General features: G+C 62.3%; 15 protein-coding genes and 1 riboswitch. Of the genes, 6 read left to right on the top strand and 9 right to left on the bottom strand.

Annotation, left to right across the window (positions count from 1 at the left end; translation table 11 throughout):
- Nucleotides 1-126: 126 nt before the first annotated feature.
- Together truA and VWZ87_RS11020 are read left to right on the top strand one after the other, a co-directional pair.
- Nucleotides 127-900, top strand: a complete 774-nt coding sequence (truA, locus tag VWZ87_RS11015) for a tRNA pseudouridine(38-40) synthase TruA (RefSeq protein WP_416536332.1) — start codon at nt 127-129, stop codon at nt 898-900.
- 174 nt (nt 901-1,074) lie between these two features.
- Nucleotides 1,075-1,746 (top strand): PAS domain-containing protein, encoded by a 672-nt coding sequence (locus tag VWZ87_RS11020; protein WP_340544569.1) that lies wholly within the window; start codon nt 1,075-1,077, stop codon nt 1,744-1,746.
- Between the two features lie 55 nt (nt 1,747-1,801).
- Here the strand turns inward: VWZ87_RS11020 and queF are convergent, their stop codons facing one another.
- The 8 genes from queF to VWZ87_RS11060 all read right to left on the bottom strand — a co-directional run bounded on the left by queF (nt 1,802) and on the right by VWZ87_RS11060 (nt 11,111).
- Nucleotides 1,802-2,266, bottom strand: a complete 465-nt coding sequence (queF, locus tag VWZ87_RS11025) for a preQ(1) synthase (protein WP_340544567.1) — start codon at nt 2,264-2,266, stop codon at nt 1,802-1,804.
- Nucleotides 2,267-2,292: 26 nt separating this feature from the next.
- The gene (gene queE, locus VWZ87_RS11030) at nt 2,293-3,000 is read right to left on the bottom strand and encodes a 7-carboxy-7-deazaguanine synthase QueE (RefSeq protein ID WP_416536340.1); all 708 of its coding nucleotides are present in this window, start codon (nt 2,998-3,000) and stop codon (nt 2,293-2,295) included.
- Nucleotides 2,997-3,350 (bottom strand): 6-carboxytetrahydropterin synthase QueD, encoded by a 354-nt coding sequence (queD, locus tag VWZ87_RS11035; protein ID WP_260075073.1) that lies wholly within the window; start codon nt 3,348-3,350, stop codon nt 2,997-2,999. The genes queE and queD overlap by 4 nt, the downstream gene beginning before the upstream one ends.
- A complete protein-coding gene (gene queC / locus VWZ87_RS11040; protein WP_416536331.1) occupies nt 3,350-4,048 on the bottom strand; it encodes a 7-cyano-7-deazaguanine synthase QueC in 699 nt (232 codons plus the stop codon). Before queC ends, queD begins: the two co-directional genes overlap by 1 nt.
- A 275-nt stretch (nt 4,049-4,323) precedes the next feature.
- Complete coding sequence (locus VWZ87_RS11045; RefSeq protein WP_340544563.1) at nt 4,324-5,562, bottom strand: acyl-CoA dehydrogenase family protein; 1,239 nt, start codon at nt 5,560-5,562, stop codon at nt 4,324-4,326.
- Between the two features lie 143 nt (nt 5,563-5,705).
- Complete coding sequence (gene gcvP / locus VWZ87_RS11050) at nt 5,706-8,555, bottom strand: aminomethyl-transferring glycine dehydrogenase (RefSeq protein ID WP_416536330.1); 2,850 nt, start codon at nt 8,553-8,555, stop codon at nt 5,706-5,708.
- A 142-nt stretch (nt 8,556-8,697) separates the two neighbouring features.
- Nucleotides 8,698-9,060 (bottom strand): glycine cleavage system protein GcvH, encoded by a 363-nt coding sequence (gene gcvH, locus VWZ87_RS11055; RefSeq protein ID WP_340544561.1) that lies wholly within the window; start codon nt 9,058-9,060, stop codon nt 8,698-8,700.
- A 295-nt stretch (nt 9,061-9,355) separates the two neighbouring features.
- Nucleotides 9,356-9,436, bottom strand: a riboswitch (glycine riboswitch).
- Nucleotides 9,437-9,659: 223 nt separating this feature from the next.
- The gene (locus VWZ87_RS11060) at nt 9,660-11,111 is read right to left on the bottom strand and encodes a glutamine synthetase family protein (protein ID WP_416536329.1); all 1,452 of its coding nucleotides are present in this window, start codon (nt 11,109-11,111) and stop codon (nt 9,660-9,662) included.
- A 406-nt stretch (nt 11,112-11,517) separates the two neighbouring features.
- Between VWZ87_RS11060 and VWZ87_RS11065 the strand changes: the two genes are divergently transcribed.
- From VWZ87_RS11065 to VWZ87_RS11080, 4 genes are all read left to right on the top strand, one after another.
- Complete coding sequence (locus VWZ87_RS11065) at nt 11,518-12,288, top strand: IclR family transcriptional regulator (RefSeq protein ID WP_340544559.1); 771 nt, start codon at nt 11,518-11,520, stop codon at nt 12,286-12,288.
- Nucleotides 12,289-12,402: 114 nt separating this feature from the next.
- Nucleotides 12,403-13,233 (top strand): bifunctional allantoicase/(S)-ureidoglycine aminohydrolase, encoded by an 831-nt coding sequence (locus tag VWZ87_RS11070; protein WP_416536328.1) that lies wholly within the window; start codon nt 12,403-12,405, stop codon nt 13,231-13,233.
- A gap of 117 nt (nt 13,234-13,350) precedes the next feature.
- Nucleotides 13,351-13,839 (top strand): hypothetical protein, encoded by a 489-nt coding sequence (locus VWZ87_RS11075; protein WP_416536327.1) that lies wholly within the window; start codon nt 13,351-13,353, stop codon nt 13,837-13,839.
- 145 nt (nt 13,840-13,984) lie between these two features.
- Nucleotides 13,985-14,974: a type I glyceraldehyde-3-phosphate dehydrogenase gene (locus tag VWZ87_RS11080; protein WP_416536326.1), complete on the top strand. Its 990-nt coding sequence runs from the start codon at nt 13,985-13,987 to the stop codon at nt 14,972-14,974.
- An 85-nt stretch (nt 14,975-15,059) separates the two neighbouring features.
- Here VWZ87_RS11080 and VWZ87_RS11085 read toward each other — a convergent pair whose 3' ends face one another.
- The gene (locus VWZ87_RS11085; protein WP_340544553.1) at nt 15,060-16,487 is read right to left on the bottom strand and encodes a uracil-xanthine permease family protein; all 1,428 of its coding nucleotides are present in this window, start codon (nt 16,485-16,487) and stop codon (nt 15,060-15,062) included.
- Nucleotides 16,488-16,543 lie beyond the last annotated feature (56 nt).

Here is a 16,543-nt window from a genome sequence, read left to right on the forward strand (position 1 = left end):
GACCCTTTGCGGGGTCGGATCCTTGTTCGATTTGATCAAGATAAGGGCTGACCGGGTATGATACCACCCCGGCAGGCCGCCATCCGGGACTTGTGCCGCCGCGATTGCCGCGTTACTTGCCCGCTCATGCCGCGTTTTGCTTTGAAAGTCGAATATCACGGCGCACCCTTTGCCGGGTGGCAGCGCCAGAAGGATCAGCCCTCGGTTCAGGGGGCGATCGAGGATGCGCTTGCGCGGCTCGAACCCGGCCCCCATACCATTGCCGCAGCAGGCCGCACCGATACCGGGGTGCATGGTCTGGGTCAGGTGGCCCATTGCGACATGGAAAAGGACTGGGATCCCTTCCGCCTGTCCGAGGCGCTGAATTACCATCTGAAGCCTGCGCCAGTGGCGATTGTGGATTGCGCCCGTGTGGACGACGATTGGCACGCGCGGTTCTCGGCCATTGAGCGGCAGTATCTGTTCCGCATCCTGATCCGCCGGGCGCCTGCCACCCATGACGCCGGACAGGTCTGGCAGCTGAGCCATGATCTGGATGCAGACGCCATGCAGGAGGCCGCGCACCATCTGATCGGCCAGCATGATTTCACCACGTTTCGCTCCTCGATCTGCCAGGCGGCCAGCCCGCTCAAGACGCTGGACGAGCTGCGCGTCGAGCGGGTTCAGGGCTTTTCGGGGCCGGAGATCCATTTCCATGTGCGGGCGCGGTCGTTCCTGCACAATCAGGTGCGCAGTTTTGTCGGCACGCTGGAGCGGGTCGGCGCCGGAGCCTGGTCGCCTGAGGATGTGAAATCTGCGCTTGAGGCGACGGACAGGGCTGCCTGTGGACCGGTCTGCCCGGGGCATGGGCTCTATCTTGCGCGGGTCGGATATCCTGACGACCCCTTCTCCGCAACCTGACAAACTGCTGTAAAAGTATCAGAAATCACCTTTCACGGCAGCGGCGGTCCGCTGTTGCGGAGGGCGGCGTATTTTTTTTTCAGTTTTTTGGCGCCCTACGGGAACCAACCGTTCGGTTACGCGTTTCGTCACAGATCATATGCTTAATCGGTGGGTGATGACGTGGAAAAAGAGATGGAACTTCTTGGTACTTTGCTGCGGCATTCCACGTTGCCGCTGTCGCTGATCAATCCCGAAGCCGAGGAGCTGGAGCTGGTTTTTGTCAACCGGGCCTTTGAACAGGCAACGGGTTACCGGGCGCAGGATGTGATCGACCGGCCGTGCCCGCTGTTCCAGGGCCCTGCGGTTCAGGAAAGTTCGGTGAGCCTGCTGAAACACGCCCGCGATATGTGCAGACGCGGGTCGCAAACGCTGTGGAACTACAATGCCGAGGGCGAGCCCTTTGAATGTCTGACCTATATCGACCCGATCACCGTTTCACCGGGCAATGTGGTCCTGCTGGGCTGTCACTTTCCGCTGTCGCCGCAGCTGTCATCATCACCGCCGCCGACGGCCAACCGCGAGGATGCTGGCGCGCCGCAAGCTGAGGCAGAGAGAGCCGCCGATGGTGGATCGAACCGGGCCGAGGAAGTGATTGGCCTTCAGGATCAGAAAGATGAGCTGCTGGACTATGCCCGCAAGGCGCTGATGCGCTGTCTGGAGATGCGCCGCAACACGCTCTACAGCCGGATTGATCTCTACTTCAATCGCCGTCGCGGCAATCTTCTGGGAGCGGAACCGCAGGATGTCGATGCCGCCGCCATGGCCCGCGATCCGTTGCTGGGACCGCGGGCGAGCCAGGCCTGACGACCCGGCCCGCATTCAGTGATCAGGCCGTCGGCTGACGGCCAGAGCGACGTTTTCAGCCGCGACCGCGATAGGGCGGCACGCCCTGATCCGGGATCCAGACGCCCTCCGGCAGCGGTCCGGTCTGCCAGAAGACATCAATCGGAATGCCGCCACGCGGGTACCAATAGCCGCCGATCCGCAGCCACTGCGGCTCAAGGTAATCGGCCAGCCGACGCGCAATGGACACGGTGCAATCTTCGTGGAAGGCGCCGTGGTTGCGGAAGGAGCCCAGAAACAGCTTGAGCGATTTGCTCTCGACCAGCCATTTGCCCGGCACGTAGTCGATGACCAGATGGGCAAAATCGGGCTGGCCGGTCATCGGGCAGAGTGATGTGAACTCCGGCGCGGTGAAGCGCACGTTGTAGGCGACGTCGGCCTGCGGGTTCTGCACCCGCTCCAGCTCTGCTTCGTCGGGGTTGCTGGGCATTACGGTCGCGCCGCCCAGCTGTTTCAGATCCTTGTAGATATCGTCACTCATCTTCTTTTCTCCTCAGGTCTCTCGGCCTAGACACCGCGCTTGTTGCCCCAGACCAGCACATGGAGCTGTGGCAGCACACGGGGGGTAAACCAGCGGTCTCCGGTTACCTTTTCAATCAGCCATTGCAGACGTTCTGTGGCGGCGGTCAGGTCCACCGGTTTATCCGGGTCCACCTCCGGGTTGCCGGGTTGCAGGTAGAGCGGCAGGTCCGGCAGGCGTTTTGCAACGGCCCGCGCCCAGTCATAATCCCGGTCGTCGAAGATCACGATCTTCACCACGGTTTGCCCGCACCCCTTTGCAGCCTGAAGGCAGTGGTCAAATTTCTGCCAATCCACCTTATGGCCGCTGGAGGGCGGTTTCGGGCTGAGCACCAGCGTGTCCAGCTGGGCAAACCAGGGCTGGTTGATCGAGCCCTGCGTCTCGCAGGCAAAGCGATAGCCCTCGGCCTTTCCCCGTGCGATCAGCTCGGCAAAGTCCTGAATGGCCGGGTTGCCACCCGAGAGCGAGACGGTCAGCGGCTGGCCGCCACTGAGCTGCGTGACCTCTGCCCAGACATCGCTGGTGGTCATCGGGATCCAGGTCTCGCGGTATTTGCTGTCAACCGCGTGGAGACTGTCGCACCAGCTGCATCGGTAATCGCAGCCGCCAGCGCGGACAAAGACGGTCGGCTCCCCGATCAGGGCGCCTTCTCCCTGGATCGTGGGTCCGAAGATTTCGGCAATGCGCAGGCTCATGGTCGGTACTCGGCCCATGTTTTCGGGGTCTCCGATACCCGCACCGCAGCGGTTTCGGGCCAGCGCGCGACACACCATTCGTAGAAATGACGGGCCATGTTCTCAGCGGTCGAGGGGCCGTCCATCACATCGTTCAGATGGCGATGATCAAAGCTGCCGTCGATGTAATTCTTCAGCGGTGCCAGCTCGTGATAATCGCGGACAAAACCGTCGCTGTTCAGCTTGGCGCCGGCCAGTTCGACCACGACGATGTAATTATGCCCATGCAGCCGCGCGCATTGGTGATCGGCTGGCAGATGGGTCAGCTGATGTGAAGCGGAGAAGTGGAACTCCTTGGTAATGCGGAACATCAGGCGGCCCCTTCCTTGATGGCTGTGCGCCAGAAATCGGGGTCCGCGTAGACTGTCGGATCCTCAACGCCTGCCAGATCGAAGGCCTCACGGCGTTCAACGCAGGTGCCGCAGCGCCCGCAATGATGTTCGCCACCCTTGTAGCAGGACCAGGTCTCGGCAAAGGGCGTGTTCACCGCCGCACCTGCGGTGACGATGTCGCCTTTGGAGCGATGCACGAACGGTGTCACCAGCGCCACATCTGCATAGCCGTCCAGCGCCATGCGCTGCATCGCGTCAAAAGCATCGGTGAAGGCCGGGCGGCAGTCCGGGTAAATGAAGTGATCGCCGCCATGCACCGCCGTTGCCACAGCCGTGTCGCCCTTGGCGGCGGCAATCCCGTAGGCAATGGTTAGCATGATGGCATTGCGGTTGGGCACCACCGTAACCTTCATGGTATCTTCGGCGTAGTGTCCGTCCGGCACATCAATATCGTCTGTCAGGGCAGAGCCGCTGAGTGCCGCGCCGATCGAACGCATATCAATGATCTCGTGGGGAACCCCGAGCCGCTCTGCGCAGGCGGCAGCATAGTCGAGTTCCTTGCGGTGGCGCTGTCCGTAGTCGAACGAGACCAGGCGCGACAGCTGCCCTTTGGCAGCGAGTACATGGGCGAGGGATACCGAATCCAATCCGCCCGAGCAGATGACAAGTGTTTTCAAGTTTTCAGTCCTTGTTTTGATATCCGGGTAGGCTGCGACCGGAAAGGCGTGCGTATAGCGACTGCCGTTAACTACGGCAAGATATCCACAGTATTTTTCCGCGACGTCAGATCAGCCGATGATCTGACCAGTTCACGCGGTGAAATCTCATTCTTTCAACGCATTGGGCTTAACATGAGAAAGGCGCCCTCCACCGGGAGCGCGCCTGACTATTTCTGGAGGCCTATTTTTTTGGTCGGAGCCTCGCCGCTCAGCCCGGATTGGGGGGGCAAGCGTTAACCCAGATTCTCCTGACTGTAGGCTTTCAGCTCGGCGCGGGCGACCTGCCTGCGGTGCACCGCATCCGGCCCATCGGCAAGGCGCAGGGTGCGCACATGGGTCCAGGCCTGCGCCAGCGGCGTGTCCTGGCTGATGCCCTGCCCTCCGTGCATCTGCACCGCCTCGTCGATCACCTTCAACGCGACACGGGGGGCAACCACCTTGATCTGGCTGATCCAGGGTGCTGCGGCGCGTGCATCGCCCTGATCCATGTACCATGCCGCCTTGAGACAGAGGAGCCGGGCCATTTCGATCTCCATCCGGCATTCGGCGATGATATCGTAGTTGGCGCCAAGCTGGGCCAGCGGCTTGCCAAAGGCCTCGCGGCGCAGCGAGCGGCGGCAGAGCTGTTCCAGCGCGCTTTCGGCCTGGCCGATGGCGCGCATACAATGGTGAATGCGCCCCGGCCCAAGACGGCCCTGCGCGATTTCAAATCCGCGCCCCTCGCCCAGCAGCATGTTTTCAGCAGGCACACGCACGTCTGAGAAGCGGATGTGCATATGGCCGTGGGGGGCGTCATCGTGACCGTAGACCTCCATCGGGCGCAGCACCTCGATCCCCGGTGCATCCGCAGGCACCACGATCATCGACTGGCGCTTGTGTTTGGGCAGCTCGTCGCCGCCGGTGCGCACCATGACGATATAGACCTTGCAGCGCGGATCCCCTGCGCCTGAGGCCCACCATTTTTCGCCGTTCAGCACATAGTCATCGCCGTCGCGCAGGCAGGACATGGCAATATTGGTGGCGTCCGAGCTGGCGACATCCGGCTCTGTCATCAGATAGGCCGAGCGGATCTCGCCCTGAAGGAGCGGCGCCAGCCATTGCTGTTTCATCGCCTCGGTGCCGTAGCGCTCAAACACTTCCATATTGCCGGTGTCGGGCGCGGAGCAGTTGAAGACCTCTGCCCCCAGCGGGGTTTTTCCCATTTCCTCAGCAAAGTAAGCATATTCGACGGTCGAGAGGCCAAAGCCCTTGTCACTGTCGGTGAGCCAGAAATTCCACAGGCCGTCGGCCTTGGCCTTGGCTTTCAGGCCTTCGAGGATTTCGGCCTGCCGATCGGTGTATTGCCAGCGATCCCCCTTGCCGATCTCGGCATGATACTCGGCCTCCATCGGCATGATCTCGTCGCGGATCATCGCCGCCACCCGATCCAGAAGCGCGCGGTTTTCGCTGCGCATACCCAAGTTCATGTCCATCCCGGCGCCTCTTTGTGTTGTTTCCCTTGGCGGCAGCATGGCGCGGGGGTTGTGCCGCTGTCCAGCCGCGTGACGGGACGTCACAGATGGATAGGCATCGCAGGACAGAAAAACGGGCCCCGAAGGGCCCGTTTCGCAAGTGGTTACTCTGCCGCCTCGGCGTAGTCTTCCATCGGTGGGCAGGTGCAGACCAGATGGCGGTCACCGTAAGCATTGTCGACGCGGTTGACCGGCGGCCAGTATTTGTCGACCCGGAACGCGCCCGGAGGGAAGCAGCCCTGTTCGCGGGAATAGGGGCGATCCCAGTCCTTAACGAGATCTTCCATCGTGTGAGGCGCGTTTTTCAATGCGTTATTCTCCGCATCCATTTCGCCTGCCTCAACTGCGCGGATTTCCTCGCGGATCGACAGCATGGCCTCGCAGAAACGGTCCAGCTCGGCCTTGGTCTCGGACTCGGTGGGTTCCACCATCAGGGTGCCCGCGACGGGCCAGGACATTGTTGGTGCGTGGAAACCGCTGTCGATCAGTCGCTTGGCCACATCGTCCACGGTCACGTTCGCGCTGGCCTCAAACGGGCGGGTGTCCAGAATACACTCATGCGCAACGCGGCCTGTCGGCCCCTTGTAGAGTACGTCATAGGCGCCTTCGAGACGTTTGGCGATGTAGTTGGCGTTGAGGATCGCCACCTTTGTCGCCTGCGTCAGGCCCGCACCACCCATCATCAGGCAATAGGCCCAGCTGATGGTCAGGATCGAGGCAGAGCCGAAGGGAGCCGCAGAAACCGGACCCTCCTGACCGCCGGTTTCCGGGTGGCCGGGCAGATGCGGTTGCAGATGCGCCTTCACGCCAATCGGTCCCATGCCGGGGCCACCACCACCGTGGGGAATGGCAAAGGTCTTGTGCAGGTTCAGGTGGCTCACGTCGCCGCCCAGATCGCCGGGACGGGACAGGCCCACCATGGCGTTCATATTGGCACCGTCGATATAAACCTGACCGCCGTGATCATGGGTAATTTTGCAGACCTCATGCACGGTTTCTTCGAACACGCCATGAGTCGAGGGATAGGTGATCATGCAGCCTGCAAGGTTTTCGGCGTGTTTCTCTGCCTTTTCGCGGAAATCCTCGAGGTCGATATCGCCATTTCCTGCGGATTTCACCACAACAACCTTCCACCCCACCATCTGGGCAGAGGCCGGGTTTGTGCCATGGGCCGACATCGGGATCAGACAGATGTTGCGGTGGCCCTGACCGTTGGCACGGTGATAGGCCGCAATGGACAGAAGGCCCGCGTATTCCCCCTGCGCGCCCGAGTTAGGCTGCATGGAGATCGCATCATAGCCGGTGATCTGGCACAGTTTCTCGGACAGATCGCGAACCATCTCGGCATAGCCCTGCATCTGATCGGCAGGGGCAAAGGGGTGGATATTGGCGAACTCCGGCCAGCTGAGCGGCATCATCTCGGCGGCGGCATTGAGCTTCATCGTGCAGGAGCCAAGCGGGATCATCGCCCGGTCCAGCGCCAGATCACGATCCGCGAGGCGGCGCATGTAGCGCATCATCTCGGTTTCGGCCCGGTTCATGTGGAAGATCGGATGCGTCAGATAGTCGGACGTGCGGTGCATGTTTTCCGGCACGCGGTATTCATGGGTGAAGTCTTCGTCCTTGCGTCGGATGCCAAAGGCGCGCCAGACCGCTTCGATGGTCTCTGAACGGGTGACCTCATCCAATGTGATACCAACGCGGGTTTCGCCAACGCGGCGCAGGTTCAGCCCCTCGTCCACCGCCGATTTCAGCACCGCCGATTGCAGCGGCCCCACATCAACGGTGATCGTGTCGAAGAAGGATCGGGGATCAACGCTGAACCCTGCCCCTTCCAGCCCACGGGCCAGACGCACGGTCTTGCGATGGATGCGCTGCGCGATGGCTTTCAGCCCCTTGGGGCCGTGGAAGACCGCGTACATCGACGCCATCACCGCCAGCAGAGCCTGTGCAGTACAGACGTTGGAGGTCGCCTTTTCGCGGCGGATGTGCTGTTCACGGGTCTGTAGCGACAGGCGATAGGCGCGGTTGCCATGCGCATCGACCGAGACGCCGACAATCCGGCCGGGGATCGAGCGTTTGTAAGCATCCTTGGTCGCCATATAGGCCGCATGTGGGCCGCCTGCCCCCACCGGCACGCCAAAGCGCTGGGTCGAGCCGACAGCGATATCGGCACCCATGGCGCCCGGCTCTTTCAGCAGGGTCAGGGACAGCGGGTCGGCTGCAACGATGCCGATGGCCTTATGCGCGTGCAGCTGCGCGATGTGGTCGGTGAAATCGCGCACATGACCGTAGGTGCCGGGGTATTGGAAGATAGCGCCAAAGACCTTATCCGCCTCCAGCTTGTCAGGGTTGCCGACGATGACCTCGATCCCCAGCGGCTCGGCGCGGGTCTGGATCACGGCAATGTTCTGCGGGTGACAATCGCGGTCGACAAAAAACGCCTTGGCCTTCGATTTGGCGACCCGCTGCGCGACGGTCATTGCCTCAGCGCAGGCTGTGGCCTCGTCCAGAAGCGAGGCATTGGCGATTTCCAGACCGGTCAGATCCGAGATCATGGTCTGGAAGTTCAACAGCGCCTCAAGACGGCCCTGGGAGATTTCGGGCTGATAGGGCGTGTAGGCGGTGTACCAGGCCGGGTTTTCCAGGATGTTGCGCTGAATGGCGGGTGGGGTCACGGTGCCGTGGTAGCCCTGCCCGATCAGCGAGGTTTTCAGAACGTTCTTGCCTGCGACCTCACGCATGTGATGCAGCAGCTCGCGTTCCGACAGAGGACGGCCAAACTCCAGCGCGGCGGCCTGACGGATGGTGGCAGGCACCGTTTCGTCAATCAGCGCATCCAGGCTCTCGGCGCCAACCACGGCAAGCATGTCGTCCATCTCTTCGGGAGACGGGCCGATATGGCGGCGGTTGGCAAAGTCATACGGCAGATAGTCCGTGGGTTCAAAAGACATGTGTCGCCCTCTTCAGCAACAGGAGGTTAAGGCAGCGGAATACTGCGGGCTGGCCCGGTGGTGCGGATTGGCACCGCGATAGGTGCGGGAACAGCGATCAAAAAACCCCGCCGCGCGGAACGGCGCAGGCGGGGTGCAAGGATCAGCCGATGAAGTCCTTGTAGCCGGCTTCATCCATGTAATCGTCCATCGGGGACAGATCGGACGGCTTGATCTTGAAGAACCAGGCGTCGCCCTGAGGGTCTTCGTTGATCTTGCCGGGGTTGTCGATCAGGGCGTCGTTCACCTCGACGATCTCGCCGTCCAGCGGCGCCAGGATATCGGAGGCTGCCTTTACGGATTCGATGACCACGATTTCATCATCCTTGGAGACTTCGGTGCCGACCTCGGGCAGTTCCACAAAGACCACATCGCCCAGCTGCTCTGCCGCGTGGGTTGTGATGCCCACCGTGATCAGATCATCGCTCTCGGCCAGCAGCCATTCGTGTTCTTCGGTGTATTTCATCAGTCTCTTCCTTTGGAGATCGCGCCGATCTCAGCGCTTATGGCAGCGCGCCCTGGTGGACGGCTGCGGTTTGGGTGTCAAAATCTGCGGCATCACGGGCATGGCACGAGCCGCCGGAGCCAAGCACCGCCCGCAGGGAACTGCCCCGGCCAGCCCGACTGGCGCCGGTATCGTTCCTATTTGCCTGGTCTCAGCAGTCATGCCGATCCATCCCATGAGTTCAGGGCCGGTCCGATCAGGAATGATGGCATGGTCCCGGCATCCAATCGTCACGCAGGCAGAACCTGCGCAATGTGATGCCCCCTCTGTCCCTTTGCCTGAGATCGTTATCCCTTCGGCGCCCTGGTGTGATCAGGGTCTCTCCAGAGTACGTCACGTTTACGGTCCCTTTGGCCTGAGAGTTTCCGGGGCGGTTGCTCCTTCGGCACCAGTGTCGGCAGGCAATTCCTGCTGCAATGGTTCTCCCGCATACGCCTGTATACGGTACCAATAACGGATGTCTCGTTCAAGCTGCAATCGCGGTCTCGAACGCATTTGAACCGCCGCAATCAGGCACCGCCGGCCGACCGCGCAACGGCCCTGCCGGAACCGGTCAAACATCAGTAAAGGTTAAAGTATTCAGCCTGCTCCCATTCGCTGACGGTATCGAGGTAGCGGGACCATTCGACCTCTTTCAGATGGGCGAGATAGTCAACCACATCGCCCCCCAAAGCGATGCGAAACAGGTCGGATCCGCTGAAGGCCTGCAACGCCTGTCCAAGCGAGCGCGGCAGCTTTTGCGCGTCGTCGGAATAGGGCGATGCCGTGGGCGGCGGCGCGCGTCGCCCGGAGGCCAGCCCCTCGCTGCCCGCGATGATCTGCGCGGCCAGCGCGAAATAAGGATTGGCACTACTGTCGGGCGCGCGATTCTCGATCCGGCTGGAGAGGTCGCCGGGGCGCATCAGGCCGCGCAGCATGGCGCCGCGATTGTCCTCTCCCCATTGTATCCGGTTGGGCGCCAGCTGGTATGGCAGATACCTCTTGTAGCTATTGACCGTAGGGGCAACCAGCAGCGAGGCCGCCTCGGCATGGGCGAGCAGCCCGGCGATCCAGCCACTGGCCTCTTCCGTCAGCTCGCCCTCAACCTCGGGCATGAACAGATTGCGCCCGGTGCTGGGATCTATCAGCGACTGATGGATGTGCCAGCCATTGGCCATCGCGTGATCCTGCCGCGGCTTGGCCATGAAACTGGCGTGTAATCCCTGAGCGGCACAGACTTCCTTGACCATTGTGCGGAACATCACCATCGCGTCCGCCTGCGTCATCGGATCGGCCGGATCGAAGGTGAACTCGAACTGGCTCGGACCCATCTCGATCTCGACAGTGCGCACCGGCAGGCCAAGCGCCTGCGCATTGCGTCGTAACCTGTCCAAAATCGCCTCGGCCTCGCCGTAGCGGGTTTCGGTGAGATACTGGTAGCCCTGAATGAGGTTCCGGGTCTCGATCGGAGCCCCGGGCATCCCCTGCTGGGCGTGGCCCAGCGCCGGGTCCACACGTTCGAAGATCTGGAATTCGACCTCCAGCCCGACCACGGTCTTCAGCCCCTGTTCCGCCAATGTCTCCACCGCCCGTTCCAGCACATAGGCCGATCCGAAGGGAACGACGTCGCCATCGTGGAACGCGACATGACAGAAGATCCAGGCCGAATGTGGGGACCATGGCAGCACGCGAAAGGTCTCCGGGCGCGGCACCAGCAGCACATCGCTGGCGCCCTGCATCGGCGTCACAACCTCCTCGGGGTTTTCGCTCCACACCGGGAAGGCGGTGCGATGGGCGGTATCCTTCAGCAACAGTGTCGACGGCACCGCGATTCCCTGCTCAAACAGCGACCTCAGGCCGGCGGCGACCAGCGTCTTGCCCCGCAGAATGCCGTGTTGATCGGCAAAGAGGACGCGCACGGTTTCCACGCGAGCGGCTTCGCATTGCGCCAGCACCGCCTCGCCCGCGTGACAGGCCTGCTCTGTCAGCAACCCCTTGCGCGCAAGCGCCCCCTTGATGAGTGACGTCGTCATCTTGTGATCTGACCTTCTTCTGTCCACGCCTTCGATATGTGCCCCGCCGCTCATGACGTTGCGTCGGTCTTCCCCATATCACACCCTTTGCAATGTTTTTGTTATGCAATTGGATAATTTAAGCTTGAACTAAAAAACTAGTTCAGGTCCAGTCTCTTATCAGAGGCGAGGCACATAAAGCTGCGAATTGAACGCAGGGCACAGCGCAGGGCCGAAGACTGAAACTGACAGACAACCCAGGGTGACGGAGGCAGGGGCACCGACAGAACACCGATGATGTCTCAGACCGATGCGGACACGGGCCGTACCTTGTTCGATCTGCGGTCGGTGCTACCGGGATACGATCCATTTGATCCCCTCCCCCGGTGCAAGCAGGCGCGCTGACAAGTATTTTTTGGATGAGAAGATGAGTGAACAAGACCGTAATATTTCCTCAAGCTTTGCCAAGGGGCTGGCTGTTCTGGCGGCGTTTGACGCGGCTACTCCGACGCTGACGCTGGCAGATATCGCACGGCGCACCGGTCAGGATCGTGCCACGGCGCGGCGCGGGGCGCTGACGCTTGTACAGGCCGGGTATCTGCGCCAGCAGGGCCGGGTCCTGTCGCTGACGCCGCAGGTGCTGGCGCTGTCCGGCGGGTTTCTTCAGGCCAATCAGTTTGGCCGCAAGGTGCAGCCGGTGCTGAACCGTCATGCCCGCAGCCTTGGCGCTGAGATTACACTTGCGACGTTGGATCAGGGGCGGGTGTTGCTGCTGGCGCAATCCACGGTCGAACATGCACCGGTCACCTATGGGTTTACCGCCGGCGCTCATATCCCGCTGGTCCATACCAGCCTGGGGCGGATGCTGATGGGCTGCCTGTCGGACGACGCGGCTGCCGAAACGTTAGCGACGGCGGATATCCCCCGCCACACCGAGCAATCCCTGACCGAGGTGGATCAAATCCTCGACCGGGTGCGCACCGCGCGGCAGCGGGGCTATGCGGTGACCGACAGTGAGTTCGAAACCGGGATCATCGGTTACGCCGTGCCGGTCTCGCGCCCCGATCAACGGCCTATCGTGGTTGGCAGTTCGTCCCCGCGGGGGATGAACCCGGCACAGGACACCGAAATCTCGCTGCGCGCGTTGCAGCTCTGCGCGGCGGAGCTGCGCCAGAGCCAGGCGCTGGCAGATCTGTAACGCTGCCCGCATCCGATATTCAAAATTTCGCGAAGGATGTTATCCGCAGCGCCCCTCTTGGACCCCCATCGGCAAGCCCGCATAAATACGGCACCCATCACGAAAGGATCGCCGATGACCGCGCCGCGTTATTTCACCCCCAAGGGAGGCCACCCCGGTCAGGAGCAGCTGCTGACCGACCGCGCCATGTTCACCGATGCCTATGCCGTCATCCCCAAGGGCACAATGCGCGATATCACCACCTCATATCTGCCGGGCTGGCAGGGGATGCGGATGTGGGTCATCGCTCGCCCCCTGAGTGGCTTTGCCGAGACGTTCTCGCAATATATCGTTGAGCTGCAACCGGGTGGCGGCTCCGACAGCCCCGAACATGACAGCGCCGCGCAATCCGTGCTGTTCGTGACGGAGGGCAAGCTGGATCTGACCGTCGATGGCGTCGCGCATCACCTGGAACCGGGCGGCTATGCCTATATCCCGGCCGGGGCGGCCTGGACCCTGCACAACAGCAGCGACAGCACAGCAGGGTTTCACTGGATCCGCAAACGCTGGGAACCGGCGCCCGGCGTCGAGAAACCCGCAGTTCTGGTCACCAACGAGCGCGACATCGCCCCCAGCGTCATGCCCGAAACCGAGGGTCGCTGGGCCACCACCCGTTTTGTCGATCCGGCAGATCTGTCGCATGACATGCATGTCACTATCGTGACCTTTGAACCGGGCGGCGTCATCCCTTTCCCCGAGACCCATGTGATGGAACACGGGCTCTATGTTCTGGAGGGCAAGGCCGTCTACCGCCTTAACCAGGATTGGGTCGAAGTTGAGGCCGGTGATTTCATGTGGCTGCGCGCCTTCTGCCCGCAGGCCTGCTATGCCGGGGGACCGGGACGCTTCCGTTACCTGCTATACAAGGACGTCAACCGGCACATGCCACTAAGCCCGCCGCGCTAACCAAGGCGGCGCATCGCCATTGCCAGAACGCACAGCTGCGCTAAGGTAGGTGACATGTTGCAAGACAGTCTCGCGGGTCGATCTCGCCCCGCGAGGTCAGCCATGGAGCCTGCGCCAATGTCGATCATATCTATCGTGTTCACAGGTCTTGCGCTGGGGCTGATGAGCCTGCTGGCGGTGCTGAGCACCCGTGCGGGTCGCCCGGCAACCATCGCCGCCGCTGCCACCGCCCCGCGCAGGGCCGCTGGCCGCAAGATGGCTGGCATCGCCTTTGCCGTGGTGACGGGACCGTTGCTGCTCACCCTGCCGGGTCCGGCTGATGCTGGCACCGAATCGGAGGCACAGGTGACCGTGGTCAATGTGCTGGGGCGCAGCTGGCATGTGGCCCCGGAGGTGACAGACACAGGTCGCAACACCGGCAGCGCGACGGGACGCTACATGGCGCAGCGCCAGAACGCGGAGCTACAGCCGTTTCGCCCGCCTGCGGTTCTGACAGCGCGGCAGGCCGTGCGCGCCTTTCACGCTGCAACCGGGTGCCGGGCCCGGGTCGAGACGATGGTGCGCTCCATCAATGGGACGTATTTCGCACAGTTGGCCTGCCCCTAGGCGCACTCCGCCGTGGTTCGCGTGGCCCCGCCCCGCGGCACAGACGTCGATTTGAAACACCGCGCGGGAAATTGTGACCGAAACCGGAGCAGGATTGCCGCTCTAGCGGATTGAGCCGCGCGCCGCGCCCTGTCATAGCTTGGCCATGAAACTTGCAATCAACGGATTCGGCCGCATCGGCCGCGCTATTCTGCGCCAGATCCTGACAACGCCGCGCGGTGCCGGGATTGAGCTGGTCTGCATCAACGATATCGCACCCTTGGACATGTGCGCCTATCTGTTTCAATACGATAGCACCTTTGGCCCCTATCCCGACGCGGTTGCGATCGAGGGCAACAACCTGCGGATTGCCGACCGGGTGATCCGGTTCCACCAGACAGCCGACCTCAGCACGCTGGATCTCACAGGCGTCGATGTGGTGCTGGAATGCACCGGCATCGCGCGAACATCGGATGTGGCGGGACGGGGGCTGACGGCCGGGGCGCGCAAGGTGCTGATCTCCGGCCCCTCGCCCGCCGCCGAACGCACGATTGTGCTGGGCGCAAACGAGGCCGATCTGGGCGATGGCGCGATCATCTCCAATGCCTCCTGCACCACCAACGGGCTGGCCCCGCTGGTCAAGCTGCTGGACATGCTGCTGGGCATCGACAGCGCCCATATGACCACGATCCACTGCTACACCAATTCGCAGCCGATGGTGGACGCACCGCGCGGCGATTTTGCCCGCTCCCGTGCCGGGGCGCTGTCGATGGTGCCAACCACGACTTCTGCCACCCATCTGATCGACGAGGTACTGCCGCATCTGGCTGGTCGCATCAGTGGTGCTGCGGTGCGAGTGCCAACCGCCAGCGTGTCTGCGGTGGATCTGGTGGTCAGGACCAGCCACCCGATGGCGGCAGACTTCGCCGATACCACCCTGCGCACTGCGATCGAGGCTTCGCAGGTTCTGGGATGGACCGAGCAGCCGCTGGTCTCATCCGATCTGCGTGCCCGAGCTGAATCGCTGGTCCTTGCCGGACCGGAAACCCGTCGGATCGGCAATCACCAGCTGCGGGTGTTTGGCTGGTATGACAATGAATGGGGATTTTCCGCTCGGATGTTGGATATGGCCGCGCTGATGGCAGGGCAGAGCTGAAAAGAGGCGACTGTCTGCGACCATGAACAAAGGGGCCGCGCATATCTGCTGCGGCCCCTGTTCGTTGCACACTCAAGAGCTGCGGTTACTCGCCCGGCAGGCTGCCGCGCCCCTGTCCTGACAGGCCGCCAGAGACCTCTTCCGTGGCCTCGCTGGCAAGCTCCTGCGGCAGCACCAGATTGAGCACAACTGCAATGAGCGCCGCCGGCAGCAAGCCCGAGGTCATCAGGACCCGCAGCGTATCCGGCAGGTGCTGCACCGCACCCGGTTCCAGCTGCAGCCCCAATCCGATGGAGAGGGAAATGGCAAAGATCACCATATTGCGGCGGTTCCAGTCGACATCCGACAGCATCGAAATACCAGCAGCCACCACCATGCCGAACATGACGATGACACCGCCTCCCAGCACCTCAATCGGAATGGTGCGGATGATCGCGCCAACCTTCGGGACCAGCCCGCAGAGGATCAGGAACAGCGCGCCGATCGTGACCACATGACGGCTCATGACGCCGGTCATGGCGATCAGGCCCACGTTCTGGCTGAAGGAGGTATTGGGCAACCCGCCAAACACGCCCGCCAGCGCCGAGCCGAAACCGTCCGCATAGGTGGCACCGGAAATCTCCTTGTCGGTGGCTTCCCGGCCTGCACCGCCACGGGCGATACCGCTGACATCGCCCACGGTTTCAACCGCCGATACCAGCCCCATCAGGCAAAAACCGACAATCGCGGCAAAGGAAAACTCGATCCCGTATTTGAACGGCATCGGCAGCGCAAAGGCGCTGGCGCGCGACCAGCTGGTGCCAATGGCCTCGACCGTGACCATGCCCATCATCATCGCATAGAGATAGCCGACAATCAGCCCGAGCAGCACCGCCGAGATCGACAGCATCCCGCGGGCAAAGAACTTCAGACCCAGGGTGACGATGATCACCACCAGCGCTGCCGACCAGTTCAGCAGCGAGCCATATTCCGGAGTCCCGATCGCTGGCACGCCTCCGGCGGCATATTGAATGCCGACCTTGACCAGCGCCAGGCCGATCATGGTGACCACCAGCCCGGTGACCAGCGGCGGCAGGGCAAAGCGGATACGCCCGATCACCAGCCCCAATGCGGCATGAAACAGCCCGCCGATCAGCACCCCGCCGAACAGCGCCGCCAGCGCATCAACCCCCTTGCCCGCGACCAGCGGGATCATGATCGGCAAGAAGGCAAAACTGGTGCCCTGCACAATCGGCAGCGCCGCACCAATCGGCCCGATGGTCAGTGTCTGCAGCAGCGTCGCCGCCCCGGCAAACAGCATCGACATCTGGATCAGATAGAGCAGTTCGGGAAAATCGGGGGAATTAGAGCCAAAGCCAAATCCCGCCGCCCCGGCCACGATGATCGCCGGAGTGACATTTGAGACAAACATGGCCAGCACATGCTGGATGCCCAGTGGCACAGCCTTTGCCAGCGGTGGAGTGTAATTGGGATCGCGCAGCTGCGCCGGCGTTCCGATTGAGCCATCGGCCATGGATCTGGTCCTCTCTGTTGTTGCTTATTCTGTTGGTCTTGGTCGGTGTTGTGATG

This window comes from Phaeobacter sp. JH20_37, assembly GCF_048056015.1.
GTDB classification, from domain to species: domain Bacteria; phylum Pseudomonadota; class Alphaproteobacteria; order Rhodobacterales; family Rhodobacteraceae; genus Phaeobacter; species Phaeobacter bryozoorum.